Source organism: Glutamicibacter sp. St.4D3 (assembly GCF_059728615.1).
Map to the genome: position 1 here is coordinate 272,636 of NZ_AP039380.1, position 18,705 is coordinate 291,340.

The 18,705-nt window shown below is 67.9% G+C and carries 14 protein-coding genes; 4 read left to right on the forward strand and 10 right to left on the reverse strand.

Annotated elements, in window-relative coordinates:
• Window positions 1-23: 23 nt before the first annotated feature.
• Window positions 24-1,169 carry a 23S rRNA (uracil(747)-C(5))-methyltransferase RlmC gene (rlmC, locus tag AC6I21_RS01340; protein ID WP_138174741.1) on the forward strand — a complete coding sequence of 382 codons (1,146 nt, stop codon included), beginning with the start codon at window positions 24-26 and terminating at the stop codon, window positions 1,167-1,169.
• On the opposite strand, the gene AC6I21_RS01345 is transcribed toward rlmC, so the two are convergent.
• The 4 genes from AC6I21_RS01345 to AC6I21_RS01360 all read right to left on the reverse strand — a co-directional run bounded on the left by AC6I21_RS01345 (window position 1,166) and on the right by AC6I21_RS01360 (window position 5,846).
• Window positions 1,166-2,749: a cation:proton antiporter gene (locus AC6I21_RS01345; RefSeq protein WP_138174463.1), complete on the reverse strand. Its 1,584-nt coding sequence runs from the start codon at window positions 2,747-2,749 to the stop codon at window positions 1,166-1,168. The genes rlmC and AC6I21_RS01345 overlap by 4 nt on opposite strands.
• A gap of 87 nt (window positions 2,750-2,836) precedes the next feature.
• Window positions 2,837-3,331 (reverse strand): hypothetical protein, encoded by a 495-nt coding sequence (locus AC6I21_RS01350; RefSeq protein ID WP_138174461.1) that lies wholly within the window; start codon window positions 3,329-3,331, stop codon window positions 2,837-2,839.
• A 46-nt stretch (window positions 3,332-3,377) separates the two neighbouring features.
• A complete protein-coding gene (locus AC6I21_RS01355) occupies window positions 3,378-4,298 on the reverse strand; it encodes a 3-methyladenine DNA glycosylase (RefSeq protein WP_138174459.1) in 921 nt (306 codons plus the stop codon).
• A gap of 135 nt (window positions 4,299-4,433) precedes the next feature.
• Entirely contained in the window at window positions 4,434-5,846 is a 1,413-nt protein-coding gene (locus tag AC6I21_RS01360; RefSeq protein ID WP_138174457.1) for a CitMHS family transporter, read from the reverse strand.
• A gap of 170 nt (window positions 5,847-6,016) precedes the next feature.
• Between AC6I21_RS01360 and AC6I21_RS01365 the strand changes: the two genes are divergently transcribed.
• Genes AC6I21_RS01365 through AC6I21_RS01375 form a run of 3 tightly spaced genes read left to right on the forward strand, consistent with a single transcriptional unit; the run spans window position 6,017 to window position 9,369 of the window.
• Entirely contained in the window at window positions 6,017-7,699 is a 1,683-nt protein-coding gene (locus tag AC6I21_RS01365; RefSeq protein WP_138174455.1) for a sensor histidine kinase, read from the forward strand.
• A gap of 3 nt (window positions 7,700-7,702) precedes the next feature.
• The gene (locus AC6I21_RS01370; protein WP_138174453.1) at window positions 7,703-8,377 is read left to right on the forward strand and encodes a response regulator; all 675 of its coding nucleotides are present in this window, start codon (window positions 7,703-7,705) and stop codon (window positions 8,375-8,377) included.
• A gap of 50 nt (window positions 8,378-8,427) precedes the next feature.
• A complete protein-coding gene (locus AC6I21_RS01375; RefSeq protein WP_138174451.1) occupies window positions 8,428-9,369 on the forward strand; it encodes a cytochrome b/b6 domain-containing protein in 942 nt (313 codons plus the stop codon).
• 102 nt (window positions 9,370-9,471) lie between these two features.
• Here AC6I21_RS01375 and AC6I21_RS01380 read toward each other — a convergent pair whose 3' ends face one another.
• The 6 genes from AC6I21_RS01380 to AC6I21_RS01405 form a co-directional block, all read right to left on the reverse strand.
• Entirely contained in the window at window positions 9,472-10,758 is a 1,287-nt protein-coding gene (locus tag AC6I21_RS01380) for an aspartate kinase (RefSeq protein ID WP_138174449.1), read from the reverse strand.
• Between the two features lie 265 nt (window positions 10,759-11,023).
• On the reverse strand, window positions 11,024-11,575 hold the full coding sequence (locus tag AC6I21_RS01385; RefSeq protein ID WP_138174447.1) for a hypothetical protein: 552 nt from the start codon (window positions 11,573-11,575) through the stop codon (window positions 11,024-11,026).
• A gap of 140 nt (window positions 11,576-11,715) precedes the next feature.
• On the reverse strand, window positions 11,716-12,222 hold the full coding sequence (locus tag AC6I21_RS01390) for a MarR family winged helix-turn-helix transcriptional regulator (RefSeq protein WP_138174445.1): 507 nt from the start codon (window positions 12,220-12,222) through the stop codon (window positions 11,716-11,718).
• 6 nt (window positions 12,223-12,228) lie between these two features.
• Window positions 12,229-13,974: a DHA2 family efflux MFS transporter permease subunit gene (locus AC6I21_RS01395; RefSeq protein WP_249354277.1), complete on the reverse strand. Its 1,746-nt coding sequence runs from the start codon at window positions 13,972-13,974 to the stop codon at window positions 12,229-12,231.
• A gap of 179 nt (window positions 13,975-14,153) precedes the next feature.
• Window positions 14,154-14,789: a recombination mediator RecR gene (recR, locus tag AC6I21_RS01400; RefSeq protein ID WP_138174443.1), complete on the reverse strand. Its 636-nt coding sequence runs from the start codon at window positions 14,787-14,789 to the stop codon at window positions 14,154-14,156.
• A 102-nt stretch (window positions 14,790-14,891) separates the two neighbouring features.
• Entirely contained in the window at window positions 14,892-18,701 is a 3,810-nt protein-coding gene (locus AC6I21_RS01405; RefSeq protein WP_497762949.1) for a DNA polymerase III subunit gamma and tau, read from the reverse strand.
• Window positions 18,702-18,705 lie beyond the last annotated feature (4 nt).

Sequence of the window (18,705 nt, forward strand, 5' to 3'; positions counted from 1 at the left end):
GATTCGATAACATGGCCAGCATCATGCAATGCCTCTACTTCTCGGCCGGCCGGTGCCGTTCCTGCAGCCAAATTACCCGCCCCTACCAGCAGCAGCTGCAGGGCAAGGCCGAGCACTGCGCCCAGCTGCTGGCCGGGCATGAGCAGCTGCGCTTCCTGCCCCCGCAGCCCAGCGTCGAATCAGGGTTCCGCAACAAGGCGAAAATGGTGATTTCCGGCACCAGCGAGAACCCCACCATCGGGATCCTGGACGCGGACGGGCACGGGGTGGACCTGCGCCACTGCGGGGTCTGCGACCCGGCGTTGCGCGCCGCGTTTCCCGTCATCGAACACTTCATCCGCCAGCTGGGGCTGATCCCCTATGACGTGCCGCGGCGCAAGGGTGAGCTCAAGCACGTGATCATCACCCTGGCCCCCTCCGGGCAGCTGATGGTGCGCTGGGTGCTGCGCACCAAGAAGCACTTCGTGGCGCTGCGCGATTCGCTGCCGCTGTTTTCCAAGGCGCTGCCCGCGGCGAAGGTGGTCTCGGTGAACTTCCTGCCCGAGCACAAGGCCGTGCTCGAAGGCAGTGAGGAGATCGTGCTCAGCGCCGCCCAGACCCTGCCGATGGAGTTGAACGGCATTGGGATGCACCTGCGCCCGCAGGGCTTCTTCCAGACCAACACGCCGATCGCCGCCGCCCTGTACCGCCAGGCCGCCAGCTGGGTGCGGCAGCTGCAGCCGGCCAGCGTCTGGGACCTGTACTGCGGGGTCGGCGGGTTCGCACTGCACGCCGCCGCACCGGGGCGCAGCGTGACCGGGGTGGAAACCAGTGCCGAGGCGGTGCGCGCGGCCGAACGCAGCGCTGCGGACCTGGGGCTGGCCGATACCCGGTTCATCGCCGGGGACGCCACGCAGTTTGCCCTGGCCCAGGACCAGGCCCCGCAGCTGGTCGTCGTCAACCCGCCGCGGCGCGGCATCGGGCCCACCCTGGCCGACTGGCTGAACGCCTCTGAGGTGCAGCACGTGATTTACTCCAGCTGCAACGCCGTGAGCCTGGCCAAGGACCTGCGGCGCATGGACCGGTTCACCGCCGTCCAGGCACGGGTGATGGACATGTTCCCGCAGACCAACCACTATGAGGTGATTGTGCGCCTGCAGCGCCGCCCCCGGACGGCGGACAACGGCTAGCGGTCCAGGATCATGGTGCGCTGGTCGAGGCGGTGAATGATCTCATCGACCATGTGCGGGTCCACCCCCGGTTCGTTGCGCGCCCGCAGCAGCTCATTGCGGGCCGCGTCCAGCGCCTGGCTCTGCAGGGAATCGGAGATGTGGATCAGCTTGCGGTACTTGGCCATTTTCTGCCCGTGCAGGGTGTCGCTTTCCACCTGCGACTCCTCGCTGAGCAGCAGGGTGTGCAGCGTCTGCAGCCGGCGGGTCACCAGCTCCCGGTAGTCATCGGGCAGCCTGTCCAGGTCCGGGGAGGCCTTCAGGGTCTCCATCGCGGTGTGCTGTGCCCGGTTGGCCAGCTTGCGCCGCTTGCGCCCCAGCAGCTCCACATTGTCCTGGATCTTCAGCACCCGCATCAGCGCCGGCAGGGTCAGCCCCGGGATCACCAGCGTGGTCAGCAGCACCGCGCAGGCGGTGACCACCGCAAAGTTCCGGCCTTCGATCGCCTGCCCGGCCGCGTCGCTGACCGGCAGCGCGAGCGCCAGGGCCAGGGTGGCCAGCCCGCGCATCCCGCACCAGGTGAGCACCAGCGAGTCCTTGGCGGCGGACAGGCCCTGCGCCCGCACGTGCGGCAGGTAGTAGGTGGCGAAGATCCAGGCCAGGCGCACCAGGATCACCACCGCGCAGATCAGGGCCACCTGCGGGATGAAGGTCAGCAGGTGCGCGCCCTCCTCGATGACCACCCGGTTCATCTCAATGCCCATGAACCCGAACGCCAGGCCCGTGGCCAGCATCTCCAGCACTTCCCAGAAGGCGGTGCGGGTCAGCCGTTCACGGGAGTCCTGTGGGCGGGCCCGGCGGCCCAGCTCCAGCGCCGTGACCACCACCGCGATCACCCCGGAGGCGTGCACCTCCTCGGCCAGCAGGTACACCGCATAGGGGGCCACGAGCGTGGCCGCGCAGCGGGCCACCAGGTTCGGCACGAAGCGGTTCATCGCCCCAACGAGCCAGGCCATTGCAATGCCCAGGATGGTGGCGGCCGCGGCGCCGAGCACGAACTGCGGGATGATTTCCAGTCCCACGTCGGTGCGGTTGATGGTGGCGTTCACCGCCAGCTGGAAGATCACGATCGCCATCGCGTCGTTGAACAGGCCCTCGGTCTCCAGCAGCGAGGTCAGCCGGCGCGGCATCTTCACCTTCGTGGCAATCGCGTCCACGGACACCGGGTCCGGCGGGGCGACGATGGCGCCCAGCGCGATGGCCAGGGGCAGGGACAGCAGCGGCACGAAGGCCCAGACGGTGGCGGCCACGGCGCCGGCGGTGACCACGATCAGCAGCACCGCCATGCGGATCAGCGTGCGCCAGCGCAGCCGGAAGACCGACCAGGAGCTGCGTTGGGCGGTGGCGAACAGCAGCGGCGGCAGGAACAGCGGCAGGATCAGTTCGGGGTCGATGTGCAGGGTCGGCATGAACGGCAGGAAGCCGGCCACCAGCGCGGTCAGCAGCATCAGGATCGGATAGGGCAGTCCGATGCGTTCGGAAACTCCCACCACCAGCACGGTGACAAAGAGCAGGGCGACGGTGAGGAGGAAGAATTCCATGACACCTCAAATCCTAGTTGTCACACGATCAAATGTAGTTGATTTTCATCAACTTTTTTCCGTGTCGGTCCGCGGGTGGCAGGTCGCCTAGAGTCCGCCGTGGCCCAGCAGTGGAGCCAGCGCATCCCATTCGGCGATCGCGCAGCCGTTGCTGCGCGTAAAGGAGGTTTCCACCGCGTCGCCCCGGTGGGTGCCGGTGACCACGGCCCGGTCCGGCCCGCCGTACTGCTCGGTGCACGGCTGGGAGGCCGGGCGCTGCGGGGCGAGGACCGCCGGGTTCTCCTCGATCAGCGCGCAGGCCGCCGCCGCATCCGGGACGGTGCTCGAATCCACCGGCTCGGCGCCCCGGCAGCTCAGCGTGTACTGGCTGTTCAGGTTCGTGCCGTCGGCGTACAGCTCCACCGTCAGCGCGGTGTCCACGGCCGGATCCGTGGGGCTGGGGGAGGAGGCGGAACTGCTGCTGACCGTGGTCGTTGGCTGCTGCCCGTCGGGCTCGACCTGCGCGCAGCCGCTGGCCGCCATCAGGGCCAGCAGGCAGGTCAGCGAAAGTCCGGCGCGGCGCGCCAAGCGTAGAACGTCCATAGTCCATTGTGGCTTGAAGCACAGCCCGGCCGCCAGCGTCCCGGCGCTAGCTGGTGCTCAAGGTGTTGCCGGAGGCCGGCAGCGCCACGGATTCGGCGACTGCCAGCAGCCGCGAACGCAGCACGTCGGCGCGTTCGGCGAAGCGCTTCTGCTCCCGCACGTAGCGGGCCTTGCCCTCGGCGGTTTCGATCCGGATCGGCGAGTAGCCCCACTCGGCCAGGTCGTAGGGGGAGGCCTGCATGTCCATGGTGCGGATGTCCCAGGCCAGCTCGAAGCAGTCCATCATCAGCTCACTGGAGACCAGCGGCACCAGCTTGTACGCCCACTTGTACAGGTCCATGTTGGCGTGCAGGCACCCGGGCTGTTCCAGGTCCCGCTGGGTTTCCCGGGTGGGCTGCAGCTCATTGAGCGGCGCGGCCTGCGGGGTGTAGAAGCGGAAGGCGTCAAAGTGGGTGCAGCGGATCCGATGCCTCTCCACCACCCGGTCGGTGCCGGCCGCGCCCAGCCGCAGCGGCAGGTATTCGTGCCGGATCCCGTTCTCCTCGGACTTGTAGGCCATCGCCCACTCGTGCAGTCCAAAGCAGGAGAAGCTGGCGGGGCGGCTCGCGGTGCCGCGCAGGATCACCCGGGCGAACTCCACCATCCGGGCCCGTGCGGCGGCGAACGCGGCGAGATCGACCTGCGCGACCGGCGTGCCGTCCACCTCGGAAACCCGGTAGAACTTCCAGTGGGCCCGCTGCCGGGCCGGTTCCCCGGCCAGCTGCACCCCGGCCCCTGGATGCCAGCGGTACAACTGGCCGGGCTTCTGCGTGTAGTAGGTGAACAGGAAGTCCTCAACCGGGTGCTTCTTCCCGCTCATCCGCCGCGTGGTGAAGGCCTCGCCGAAGCTGCGTGCGCGCCGCTCATGCTCCAGGGCGCGCTCGCCCCATGCGGCGGCGGGCAGCAGGACGGTTTCAGGCGTGGGCATGGCACCCATTATCCCGCCCCTGAGGCGGTGGCGGCCAGCGGGCGTCGCGCATCTCACTCCCACCGCCCGCTTAACGCCGCTGGCGGCTCTTCCCGGCAATGTCGGGAAGAGCCGCCAGCGGCGTGGGAAGTGGGTCTAGCCCATGTGGATCACGCCGAAGAGCACGCCGGAGGCGAGCATCACCAGAGAGACCACCAGGGCCCGCCACAGCACCTTCTTGTGGTGATCGCCCAGGTCAACCTTGGCCATGGAGACCAGCAGCAGGATCGCGGGCACCAGCGGAGACTGCATGTGCACCGGCTGGCCGGTGATCGAGGCGCGGGCCATGTCCACCGCGTCGATGCCGAAGTGGGCTCCGGCCTCGGTCAGCACCGGCAGGACACCGAAGTAGAACGCGTCATTGCTCATGAAGAACGTCGCCGGGACGGAGATCAGGCCGGTGAGCACGGCCAGGTAGGGGCCCATGGAATCCGGGATGATGTCCACGAGCCAGGCGCTCATCGCATCGACCATGCCGGTGCCCGAGAGCACGCCGGTCAGCACCGCGGCGGCCAGCACCATGGAGACCACGGCGATGATTTCGCTGGAGTGCGCGGTGATCATCTTCATCTGGTCGCTGACCTTCGGGAAGTTCACCACCAGGGCGATGCCGGTGCCGACCATGAACAGGTAGGACAGCGGAACAACGTCGATGATCAGCAGCACCATGATCGCCACGGTGAGCACCAGGTTGAAGATGAACAGCTTCGGGCGCAGCGTCTCGCGGTTCGGGTCCAGCGCGGTTCCGTCCATGGTGGGCCGTTCGCTGCCATCGCCCTTGGTGGCCACCGCTTGCAGCACGGCCACCGGGGAGGAGCCCGGGCCGCCGGCCGGGGCCTTCGGGCGGTTCAGCGCGCCGCCGCCCAGCTCGGTGCCCCACACCTCGGGCATTTCGCGGTGCAGCCGGCGGCGCTCGGACAGGCCTAGCTGCCAGGCGAAGATGCCGACCACGACCAGCGCGACACCCAGGGAGGGGAGCATCGGCACGAAGATGTCGGTGGCCTCCACGCCCAGGGCGGCCGCGGCGCGGGCGGTGGGCCCGCCCCAGGGCACGACGTTCAGGGTGCCGTTGGTCAGGCCGGCCACGCAGGTGAGCACCACCGGGCTCATGCCCAAGCGCTGGTACACCGGCAGCAGGGCGGCGGTGACCACGATGAACGTGGTGGAGCCGTCGCCGTCCAGCGAGATCACGGCGGTGAGCAGCGCGGTGCCGATGACGACCTTGGCCGGGTCGTTGCCGACCAGCTTCAGGATCGCGGCCACCAGCTTGTCGAACAGGCCCACGTCGATCATGATGCCGAAGTACATGATGGCGAACATGAGCAGGGCCGCAGTGCCGGACATCGACTTCACGGCGTCCATCACCATGTCGCCCAGGCCCAGCCCGGCCCCGGCGAACAGCCCGAACACGGTGGGCACAATGATCAGTGCCAGCATCGGGGTCATGCGTTTGGTCATGATCAGCACCATGAAGGTGGCGACCATGAGGAATCCGAGGGCAACTAACATTGCACCGACCTCCTTGGCGGAAAAACGTTGATGATTGCACCCGTGGGGCGGGTACGCCATTGACGCTACGTGGGCTGCGTCACGACCGCGGCTTGTGCCGGGTTCTGATCGCTTTTAGTTTTTGACCGCTTTTTGCTCATTAAAATCTCCCCGGCCCGTATGCTGGGTAAATGCGCTCCACCACCGCCACCAGCCGCCGCCTGAGCGGCAAGCACTTCGCCTCGCGCATCATGCGCCTGCAGTTCGCGGTGCTTGGGCTGCTGATCCTGGTGGTGACCGCCGCGACCATCGCGGTGCGCTACGACCAGGTCTTTGAACGTGCCGAAGCCACGGCCCTGGGTATCGCCCGCACCGTGGCCGCCGATCCGCAGGTGCGCCAGGTGGCCGCCGAGCAGGCCGAACGTGAGCGGCTCGACGCCGGTTCGCTGCGCCGTGGGCCGCTGCAGGCGCAGGCCGAGGCGGTCCGGCGGGACACCGGGGCCGCGTTCGTGGTGATCACCGAGGACCGCGGGCTGCGCCTGACCCACCCGAATCCGCGGCAGATCGGCCAGCGGGTCTCCACCGATCCGGTTGCGCTAAGCGGGGTGGAGGATGTCTCGCGGGAGCACGGCACCCTGGGCGATTCGGTGCGCGCCAAGGTGCCGGTCCGGGCCCCGGGCACTGACGCCGTGGTCGGGGAGGTCTCGGTCGGGCTGGCCACCGAGTCGCTGACCCGCACCCTGCTGGTCTCCATTTCCTGGATCATCCTCTTCGCGCTGCTGGCCGCGGTGCTGGCCACCCTGGTTGGCCGGGCGACGGTGCGCCGGCTCAAGCGTGAGACCCTGGGGCTGGAACCGGCGGAAATCGCCCAACTGGTCCGCGACCAGCAGGCCGTGCTCTACGGGGTGACCGACGGGGTGATGGGCCTGGGCAGCGACGGGGTGATCACGGTGCGCAACAAGGCCGCCCGGCAGATGCTCGGGCTGCCGCACCGCACCGAGCTGGCCGACGTGGTGGGCCGCCACTACGCGGCCGCCGGACTGAACGAGCGGCTGGTCACCGCCATCCGGCAGCGCGAACGCACCCCGGTGCGCCTGGAGGTTGGCCAGACCTCGCTGATCGCGCGCATCAATGACGTGGTGCGCGACGGGGTGGACCTGGGCCAGGTGATCCTGCTGCGCGACGTGACGGTGGTTGAGGCGTTGGGCACCAAGCTGGATGCGGTGCAGGACATGGCCGACGCGCTGCGCGCGCAGCGCCACGAATTCGCCAACCGGATGCACGCGGTGCTGGGACTGCTGCACCAGGGCAGGATCGACCAGGCCCGCGACTACCTGCGTGAGGTCACCGACTCGGGGCCGGCCATTGTCCCGGTCCAGGGGCTGGAAACCATCAGCGACCCCTATCTGGCCGCGTTCATTGCGGCCAAGGGGATCAGCGCCCACGAAATGGGAATCGAGCTGCGCATCTCCCCGGACTCAATGCTCTACGCGCCGGTCGCCAGCGCCCACGACGCCCAGGACGTCACTGCGGTCCTTGGAAATATGCTTGATAATGCATTTACTGCTTCACTAGGGGCTGAAGGGCCGCGGTGGGTGGAAGTCGACCTGTTGTCCGAGGGGAGCACCCTGCACCTGGCGGTAGCCGATTCGGGGGCGGGCATCACCACCGCACAAGACATCTTCAATCCCGCGGTCACCACCGGCAGCCAGCTCGGTGCCGGGCACGGACACGGGGTGGGACTGCCCCTGATCCGCCGGCTGGCCCGGGCCCGCGGCGGGGACGTGTGGGTGGCCGACCGGGGCGGGGAGCACGGCGGGGCGGTCATTGCCGCCCGGCTGCCGTCGGTACTAAGCGAGGAAAGGAAGGGCTGAACCATGCCAACCCCTGGGGACTACCGGGTGCTGATCGTCGACGACGACTTCAGGGTCGGTGAACTGCACGCCTCCATGGTCAATGAGATACCGGGTTTCACGGCGCTGGAACCCGTGCAGGATTCGCGCACGGTGCCCAAGGTGGTGGCCGCGCAGCAGCCGGACCTGGTGCTGCTGGATTTGTACCTGCCGCACGTGAGCGGCCTGGAGCTGGCCAAGGTGCTGGACGTGGATGTCATCATGGTCTCGGCCGCCAGCGAACCGCAGAACATCGCCGCGGCCCTGCGCGCCGGGGTGCTGGCCTTTGTCATCAAGCCCTTCGAACCGCGCACCCTGGCCGCCAAGCTCAAGGGCTGGGCCCGCTACCGCCGGCAGCTGGCGGCGAGCACGAACCTGGACCAGGGTGCCGTGGACCGGCTGTACAAGGCGTTGTGGGCGGGGGAGGAGACCGCCGCGCCGTCCGGAGGCGCCGCCCCCACCGAGCAGGCGGTGCTGGCCTGCGTGCAGGATGCCAGCGAACCCTTGAGCGTCGCCCAGGTCGCCGAGGCCGTGGGAATCGCCCGGGCCACCGCGCAGCGGTATCTGGCCGCGCTGGTCGCCAGCGAGGCCCTGCAGCTGCAGCTGAGCTACGGAAACCGGGGCCGACCTGAACACCGATACCTGACTTCACCTCGGTAGGAACGCTACGATAAGTGCAATCACCACTTCGTGTCGAAGGAAAAACACATATGTCTACGATCGGCAAGAAACCGTCACGCACCGGGAAGGCCACACCACCCCCGTGGCTGCGCCCGGTTCTCACGGTGGCAGCGGCATTGATCGTCGCCGCCCTCGTGGTGCTGCTGGCGCGCTGGCTGCGCACCCTGGAACCGGTGCAGGATTTCCTGACCCGCTACCCGGGGCATTCCACGCTGCCGCAGAACGCGCCGGTCGGCTTCCCGGCCTGGATGGGCTGGCAGCACTTCCTGAACATGTTCCTGATCGTGCTGATCATCCGCTCCGGCTGGCAGGTGCGCAGCACCGGGCGCCCGCGCACCTTCTGGACGCGGAACAACAAGGGGCTGGTCAAGACGAAGGGCACACCGAAGAAGATCAGCCTGGAACTGTGGTTCCACCTGAGCCTGGACGCCCTGTGGGTGCTCAACGGGCTGGTGTTCTACATCCTGCTGTTCGTCACCGGCCAATGGGTGCGCATCGTGCCGACCCACTGGGACGTGTTCCCCAACGCCCTGTCCTCCGCCCTGCAGTACGCCTCCTTCGACTGGCCCCTGGAGAACAGCTGGACGAACTACAACGCCCTGCAGATGATCACCTACTTCCTGGTGGTGTTCGTCGCTGCGCCGCTGGCCATCATCACCGGGCTGCGGATGTCCAACGCGTGGCCGAAGCAGGCCAGGATCAACAAGGCGTACCCGATCGAGCTGGCCCGGGCGATCCACCTGCCCACCATGCTGTTCTTCGTCATGTTCATCATCGTTCACGTGGTGCTGGTCTTCTCCACCGGGGCGCTGCGCAACCTGAACCACATGTACGCGGCACGTGATGACACCGGCTGGCTGGGCCTGTGGGTCTTCATCGGCTCGGTGGTCGTGGTCGTCGCCGGCTGGCTGCTGGCCCGCCCGATCTTCCTGCGCCCGATCGCCGGGCTCACCGGCAAGCTCAGCCGCTAACGCGCCGGCACCCTGACGCCAAAGGGCCCGGGTTTCCTCCCGCTGTGGGAAGGAACCCCGGGCCCTTTTTGTGCTGTTGCTGGCCGGCCGCGCGCTGCGGGCCTAGCGCCCGGTGCCGCCGTAGACGGTGGCCTCGACCTCGGCGTCCAGATTGAACGCGGTGTGGATCGCGCGCACCGCGTCGTTGAGCTTGTCCGCGTCGGTGACCACGGAGATGCGGATCTCCGAGGTGGAGATCATGTCCACGTTGATCCCGGCCTGGTGCAGCGCCTCGAAGAAGGTGAAGGACACCCCGGGGTTCGAACGCATCCCGGCGCCGACCAGGGAGAGCTTGCCGACCTCCTCGTTGTACTCCAGCTCCTCAAAGCCGATCTCGCCCTTGGCGGTGTTCAGCGCATCGAGCACCCGCTTGCCCTCGGTCATCGGCAGGGTGAAGGAGATGTCGGTCTTGCCCGAGCCCTGGGTGGAGATGTTCTGCACGATCATGTCGATGTTGGCCTGCGCGGCGGCGATGACCCCGAAGATCTGCGCGGCCTTGCCCGGGATGTCGGGCACGCCGATAACGGTGACCTTCGCCTCGGAGTGGTCGTGGGCGACACCGGAGATGATTGGCTGTTCCATGGGTTCTCCCTCTTGGATGGTGATCTTGTCGTCCGGGTCGGGGATGACCCAGGTACCCTCATGGGTGCTGAATGAGGAGCGCACGTGCAGCGGCACGCCGAAGCGGCGGGCGTACTCCACGCAGCGCAGGTGCAGGATCTTCGAGCCGCTGGCGGCCATCTCCAGCATTTCCTCGCTGGAGATCTTCTCGATCTTCTGCGCCGAGGAGACCACCCGCGGGTCGGCGGTGTAGATGCCGTCCACGTCCGTGTAGATCTCGCAGACATCGGCGTCCAATGCCGCGGCCAACGCCACCGCGGTGGTGTCCGAGCCGCCGCGGCCCATGGTGGTGATGTTCTTCGTTTCCTTGCTCATCCCCTGGAAGCCGGCCACGATCGCGATGTACCCGCGCTCGATCGCCCGGTGCACCCGCTGCGGGGAGACCTCCATGATGCGGGCCATGCCGTGGGAGGCATCGGTGATCAGCCCGGCCTGCGAGCCGGTGAAGGAGGCGGCCTGTTCGCCCAGCTCGTCGATGGCCATGGCCAGCAGCGCCATGGAGATGCGTTCCCCGGCCGAGAGCAGCATGTCCATTTCCCGGGCCGGGGCGTTGGTGGTGAGCTGGGCTGCCAGATCCAGCAGGTCGTCCGTGGTGTCACCCATGGCGGAGACGACAACGACCACGTCGTTGCCGGCGGCCTTGGTGTCAATAATCCGGCGCGCAACACGCTTGATGCCTTCGGCATCCGAGACGGACGAACCACCGAATTTCTGGACGATCAGGCTCATGGGCAAGCACACTCCAACACTGAGAGTTGTTGAACCACACCCGTGGCAACAACCATGATGTACGCGCGGCAGCCAGCCGATTTTGGCCGGCGCGGCCGCGGTATTTCTATCAGTGTCCTATTGTGACAGCAGGTGCCCCACTTGACCTAGTTGCGGTTCTTAACATTAGTCATATTGCCCAACATCTTCGCAACATGCTGTTGAAATCGTTTCCCGCAAGCCCGATCGACCGGTCAAAGGGCGGGATCCGCGGGGCCGGACCGTCTCAGGAGGGCAGCTGGGCGAGCAGCGAGCGCCAGTAGGACTTCCAGTTCTCCACCAGATCCGGGTCCATGATCCCGCTGTGGTTCACCACCACCGCGGACTTGGCACCCTTGGCGCTGATGTTCACCGCGATCCGCGCCCCGTCCTGCAGCCCGATGCGCCAGTATCGCCATTTCGGGGTGCTGCTGGCGCGCCCGGGCTCCTGGATCGGCACCCCGTTGAAGTCGCCGCGTTCCTGGGCCAGCTCCTGCCAGCGCTGCAGGGCCTGGTCCATGTCGGCGTCGATGGTGCGTGAGACGGAGAACTGGAAACTGCCGTCGTTGGCCTGGCCCGGCAGCCGCCGTCCGATGTGCTGCTCATAGGCCACCGCCACGCTCTGGGCCCACCAGCCGGAGTTCTGCACCCGGTGCGGCATGCGCTGCTCGGCCAGCTCGGCGATGCGCGCGTGGGCCAGCGTCTGGGCCTGGGCCGCGCCCAGGTGCTCAACCCATTGTTCCCACCCAATCCCGGTGGCGCGCTCGATGGCTGGGATGTTGCTGGACTTACTGGTCATGGCACGACCTTACCGAAGCCGCGCCTCGGTGTCAGGGGTGGAGAAACAGCAGGACGCCGGGGGACTTTCGCAGTCCCCCGGCGTCCTATCCGGTGATACACCTTGTTCTCCGCCTCGGAGCACGAGGTGAGTCCGGCTGTTTAGTTCTCCCGCAGATCGATGTTCAGCCGGTCCAGGAGTCCGATCAGCCGGTCCACATCGTCACGGGGCCACTCGCTTACCTTGGACCGCCAGCGCGACCGGTGCTCTCCCATCAGAGCGCGCCAGCGTGTGCGCGCTTCGTCGGTGGCACTAAGCCGGCTGACCCGGCGGTCATCCGGATCCAGGCTGCGCGCCAGCAGCCCGACCTCTTCCATCCGGGTCACCAGCCGGGAGAGGCTGGCCTTGTCGATCATCAGCTGCGAGCACAGCTCCGACTGCGCGATATGGTCGTTCTTCAGCACCAGCGCCAGTACCGGCAGCGCGGCCGGCGGCAGCTGATCCCCGAATCGGGCCGCGAGGTTCCGTTTGGCGTGGGTGTTGTTCACCATCAGCTGCACCAGCTGGTGCTCCAGCGCCTCAAAGCGGTGGCTGAAGTCATCCCCGGTGGCCGCCGGCCCCAGGTCTTCCCGGGCCGGTTCGGCCGCGGCCGCTAGATCCGTGTTCATCGTGGATTACTTTCCCGCCGGGTTCCCCGGGCGTTGCTGCGCGGTGGAGCCCGAGCCCAGTGTCTTGCCCTGCTCCGGGGCCTGCGGTGCATCGGCGGCATCCCCAGTGGGCTGTGCGGCCTCGGTGGTCACCGCGGCGGCGGCCAGGCCGTGCTCCGGGTCAACCTCAACCAGGCCCTGCTCATCGCGCATGCGCTCGGTGCGGGTCTGGGTGCTCAGCGACTGGTTCGGCAGCAGCAGCACCGCGATCACGGTGATGATGCTGATCGGTGCGGCGACCGCGAACAGCTGGGCCACGGCATCGCCATAGGTGGATTCCAGGATCACGCGCACCGGTTCGGGCAGCGAGGAGATTTCCGGCAGCGAGCCCGAATTCAGGGCGGCGCCCACCTCAGCGGCCTTGTCGCCCAGCGAGGCCAGAGCCTGCATCAGCTCGTTCTTGCGGTCCTCGAGCATGTTCGGGATGCTGACCGCCAACAGTGCGCCCAGCCCGGCGGTGCCGGCGGTGCCGCCCAGGGTGCGGAAGAAGTTCACGGCCGAGGAGGCCACGCCCAGCTCACGCTGTGCCACCGAGTTCTGCACGACCAGCACCATGTTCTGCATCACCAGGCCCACGCCGGCGCCCAGGATGAACATGTACGTGGCCACCAGCACGAACGGGGTGTCGTAGTGGATGCTGCCTAGCAGGAACAGCCCGATCACCTGCAGGATGGACCCGCTGACCACCAGCGCCTTCCACTTGCCGTAGCGCGAGATCAGCCAGCCGGCGCCGGTGGAGATCACCAGCAGGCCCGCCATCATCGGGAAGGTCATCAGCCCGGCCTGCATGGCGCTGGCGCCGCGGGCCATGATCATGTACTGGCTGAGGAACACCGAGGTGCCGAACATCGACACGCCCACCGCCAGCGAGGCGATCACGGCGAAGGTGAAGGTGCGGTTGCGGAACAGGGTCAGGTTCAGCAGCGGCTCCTCGGCGCGCAGCTCGACCAGGACGAACGCGGCCAGCAGCAGCACCGAGCCGGCGACCATCAGGTAGCTGGTCAGGGAGGCCCACTCGAATTCACTGCCGCCCAGCGACATCCAGATCAGCAGTAAGGACACGCCGGCGGAGAGCAGGATCATGCCCCAGTAGTCGATCTTGAACGACCGCTTGGTCACGGCGGGCAAATGCAGGGTCCGCTGGATCATGATGACCGCGACGATCGCCACCGGCAGGGCGACGAAGAAGTTCCAGCGCCAGTTGATGGTGTCGGTGATGAACCCGCCGATCAGCGGTCCACCGACCGTACCCACGGCCATGACCGCGCCGAACAGGCCCATGTACTTTCCGCGTTCGCGCGGGGAGAGGATGTCGGCCATCACGATCTGGCTCAGGGCGCCCATGCCGCCGCCGGCCAGGCCCTGGATGATGCGCATCGCGATCAGGAAGTTCGTGTCCTGCGCAAAGCCGGCGGCCGCGGAGGCCAGCACGAACATCATCAGCGCGATCTGCAGCAGCAGCTTGCGGTTGCCCAGGTCGGCGAACTTGCCCCAGATCGGGGTGGAGACGGTGGTGGCCAGCAGCGTGGCGGTCACCACCCAGGTGTAGGCGGTCTGGCTGCCGTGCAGGTCGGCAACGATCACCGGCAGCGAGCTGGCAACAACGGTGCCGGCCAGGATCGAGACGAACATGCCCATCAGCAGCCCGGTGAGAGATTGCAAAACCTCCCGGTGCGACATACGCGGGTTCTGATCCGCGGGTGTAGTGGTCATAGTGCTCCAAAGTCTGTTAGTTGAACTACGTCAACTATAGACCGATGGTTGAGTTCGATCAACCAAAGTGGGCGATTCCACATTCATTGACTTTTGACAACTAAAAACCGGGCGCGTGTGCCCGTCCACGGGAGGCGAACCGTGGCGTGCCGGGGAGGGCGATGGCCGTGGGGGCAGCCCTAGGAGTCCTGGGAAGCGGAGGGCGTGGCGGGGGCCGCGGGCGCGGTGTCGCGCCGCCCCTCGAACGCACGGGCCAGGGTGACCTCATCGGCGTACTCCAGGTCCCCGCCCACCGGAAGGCCCGAGGCCAGCCGGGTGATGCTGATGCCCAGCGGCCGCAGCGCACGAATCAGGTAGGTGGCCGTGGCCTCGCCCTCCAGGTTCGGGTCGGTGGCCACGATCAGCTCGGTGATCGACTCATCGCCCAACCGGGCGAGCAGCTCGCGGATGTGCAGCTGCTCCGGGCCGATGCCCTGGATCGGGTTGATGGAGCCACCCAGCACGTGGTACTTGCCGTTGAAGGCGCGCGTGCGCTCAATGGCCAACACGTCCTTGGACTCCTCGACGATGCAGATCTTGCTGCCATCGCGGCGTTCATCCCGGCAGATCGCGCAGATCTCCTGCTCGGTGATGTTGAAGCAGATCTGGCAGAACTTCACCTTCTCCTTCACCGTCTGGATGGCGGCCGCCAGCCGGGTCATATCACCCGGATCGGCATCGAGGATATGGAAAGCGATGCGCTGTGCGGACTTCGGACCGATGCCCGGAAGCCGACCGAGCTCGTCGATCAGTTCCTGAACTGCTCCCTCGTACACTGCTGCTCTCTTTCCTTGCTGGGCGAACCCGTGCTGGCTGGCCGGGGTTCGCGTACTAGATTAGCGTCTCACACCGACACTTACCCGTGGCGGGCGGCGCAGCTAGAGGCTGCGGCGAAGTTCCACCGGATTGCCGTTGGTGTCGCGCTGTTCGATCACCACGCCGCCCAGCAGCCGTTCGATGGCCGGCACCCCGATCAGGTTCGAATCCTCCACCGCGATGTCATCATCGCTGGGCACGAACTCATCCGGCTCCGGTTCCGGCTGCGGTGTGGGGCGCTGCGGTGCCGAACGCTGCGGCTGGCCCCAGGAACCGGCGGCCGAATCCATCGGGGACGAGGAGCTGCGCGCCTGGTTCATCAGCTGCTGGTAGCGGCTCAGCCGCTGGCCGCCCTGGGCTGCAGGAGCAGCGGGGGCCGCGGGTGCGGGGGCTGCGGGTGCGCCCGACTGTGCGCGCGGCGCTGCGGGCTGCCCCCACGCATTGTCCGCCGCCGAGGCATGCCCGGCGCCAGGAGCCGGGGCGACGGGGGCCGATTCCTGGTCCATGGGTGGGCGCTGCTGGTGCGGCTGCGATGGCTGTGACGGTTGGGCCTGCGGCAGGCCGGCCGGCTCCGGCCTGGCCGGGATCGGGGCTTCGCGGTGGGCCTGGGGTGGTTCCGGTTGCCGACGCTGTGGCTCGTTGCCCGGGGCCGGCGGTGCCGGCTCGGAAGGCACGTCCACCGGACCGGTAGGTGCCGGGAAGGAATCGGTGGTGCTGCCCGGGCGCAGCGGAACGTCGCTGACCGGCCGGGAGTAGCCGCCGGCCGCCGCGGCAGGTGTGGCCGACCCGCCCTGCTCGGCCTGCCGGGCACTCATGCCGGCGGTCATCCGCGGCTTGGGCGCCACCGGTGGCCCGTCAAAGGTACGCGGGGCCCCGGGGGCCGACGGCGCGTTGGTCGTGGCGGGTGCGGGGGCAACCGTCTGCCCGGAGGGGGCCACGGGACCGGACGGGTCCTGCCGGTCAGGCGTAGCTGGTACGCCGGCAGCGGCCGGGCGCGCGGCTGGCTGGGGGCGCGACGGCTCGGGGGAGTAGTAGCTGTCCTCTGGGGGGTAGGAGTCCTCGTACGGATCGTACGGCGGTTCCTCATCGTAGGGCGGTTCGTCGTAGGACGGGGCGGAGATCCCCGCCGGTGCGGAGCCCGCACCGGCGCGCTGCCCGGCAGGTTCCTGCCGGGAGGGCTGGGCGACCGATGCTGCCTGCGGTGCGTGGGGAGTGGGCGCCGGGGCGTCCGCCGCTGCGTTCGACTGACGTTCAGCTACTGGTGCGGACGCCGGCTGGGGCCGGCGGTCACCTTTTGGGGAACCACCACCGGTGGGACCCGAGCCTCCCTCGGTGAGGACCACCTCGACCTGTTGCCGCATGACCTGGCTGACCGTATTGGTCAGCAGCCCCATCATGTCCGGCCGGTTGCGCAAGTTCACCAGCGGCCCGGAGTTTGAGAAGGCCAGCGTCAGGGTGCGACCGTCGAAACCTCCGATGTTCGCATAGTTCGCAACCATCGAGTGCAGAACCCGCGAGTGGGACTGCAGCTGCTCCAGGATCGTGGGCCAGGCCTGCTGGAACGCCTGGACTGCACCGCCGGACCCGCCTGAGGCGGCAGCCGCTTGAGACTGCTGCTGTGGCTGTTGGCGCTGCGGGGAAGGCTGACCATGTGGTGCCTGCTGCTGCGGCCGCTGCTGCTCCTGCTGCATCTGGCGCTGCTGTTCGGCGCGCTGGGCCTGCTCGCGCTGGGCTTGTTCGCGTTGGGCCTGTTCGCGGCGTGCGTTTTCTTCGGCCTGGCGCTGCGCTTCGGCGCGTTGGGCTTGTTCGCGTCGGGCCTGTTCTCGGCGTGCGTTTTCTTCGGCTTGACGCTGCGCTTCGGCGCGTTGGGCTTGTTCGCGTTCGGCCTGCTCGCGCTGGGCTTGTTCGCGCTGGGCCTGTTCGCGGCGCGCGTTTTCCTCAGCCTGGCGCTGCACTTCGGCGCGCTGCTGTTCCGCGTGCTGATCCTGCTCGTCGGTTCCCCGGTGCTGTTCGAACTGGGCTGGATGGGCAGGGGAATCCTGTGCGGGTTGTGGCGAGGCGGGCTGCTGCTGAGCAGTTTGCTGTCGTGCGGCTGGGCCCTGCGGCTGGGACTGTTCGCGCTGCGCCGCCGCGCGCTTGGCGAATTCGGCCATGGCCGCGTTCTGCTTCACGTCGTCGATAGGCACGCCGGTGCCAAAGGAGAGGTCCTCGCCGCTGGCCGGATCCGGAACCAGGCTGAACGGGGAGACGCCTTCCGGACGCTGGGCCGGGACACTCGGGGAAGGATCCACCGGGGTGGTTACCGGATTGCTCGGCGCATCACTGATCGGACCCCAGGTGCCGCCCCAGTCGGCGTCGGCCCCGGTGTTGAGTGAGCCGCCCGGATCCAAGGGTCCGTCTTCGGCATCCGGGATCTGCTGCGCGCTCGGCTCCTGCGGCTGCGGGTGATCGGAAGCCGGAATCTGTGAGTGAGCGGTCTGAGCGTCGGCTGGAACCTGTTCGGGCTGCTGAGCGGCGGGGGTTCCAGGCTCCTGGGATTGCGGGGAGGCAGTCTCGGCGGGGGCTGTTCCCTGCTTGCGGGCGCGGGCAGCCGCCAGTGCCTCACGTACTGCGGCGGCGCCCTGGCGGGTGCTTTCCGGAGATGCCATGGGAGCGCTGGACATCGGTGCATCGCTGGAGCCATCCTGCGCCAGCTCGGGCAGCGCGCCGCCGGTCATGGCATGGCGTTCGAGCCGATCCAGGCGGGCGGCAACGGCGCTGGCCCCGGCATCGGCCGAAGGCAGCAGCAAGCGCGCGGCCAGCAGCTCCAGGTGCAGGCGCGGTGAGGTGGCCCCGGTCATGTCGGTCAGGGCCTGGTTGGTTACATCGGCCCAACGGCTCAGCTCGGCCTGTCCGAACAGGGTGGATTGATCGGCCAGGCTCTGCAACTGGTCGCCGGGCATGCCGCGCAGGATCTTTTCCAGCCCCTCAGGCACCGCCTTGGCGATGATCAGGTCACGGAAACGCTCCAACAGGTCCTCGACGAAGCGGCGCGGATCCAGGCCGGTCTGCACGATCCGGTCGATCGCGTTGAACAGGCTGGCCCCGTCGGCCTCATGCAGCGCCAGGGACACCTCATCCAGCAACGTGGCGTGCGTGTAGCCCAGCAGGGCGACCGCGGTTTCGTAGTCGACCCCGGCCTCCGAGGCCCCGGCCATCAGCTGGTCCAGTACGGAGAGGGTGTCACGCACCGATCCTCCGCCGGCGCGGATCACCAGCGGCAGCACGCCCTCGGCCACCTGGACGTTCTCACGTTCGCAGAGGGTCTGCAGGTACTGCAGCAGGGCCTCGGGAGGAACCAGGCGGAACGGGTAGTGGTGGGTACGCGAGCGAATCGTGCCGATGACCTTGTCCGGTTCGGTGGTCGCGAAGATGAACTTGATGTGGGCCGGCGGCTCTTCAACGATTTTCAGCAGGGCGTTGAATCCTGCCGGGGTAACCATATGGGCCTCATCGATGATGAAGACCTTGTACCGGTCGCGGGTCGGGGCAAAAGTTGCACGCTCGCGAAGGTCGCGGGCGTCTTCGACGCCGCCGTGGCTGGCCGCGTCGATCTCGATGACGTCAAGGGAGCCCGGGCCGCCGCTGGCCAGTTCAATGCAGCTGTCGCATTTGCCGCACGGGGTCGGCGTCGGGCCTTCGGCACAGTTCAGGCAGCGTGCCAGGATGCGGGCGCTGGTGGTCTTGCCGCAGCCGCGGGGCCCGGAAAAGAGGTAGGCGTGATTGACCCGGTTCTTCGACAGGGCAGTCATCAGGGGGGTGGTCACGTGCTCTTGCCCGATAACGTCGGCGAAGGTGTCGGGACGATATCTACGGTAAAGCGCTGTACTCACACCG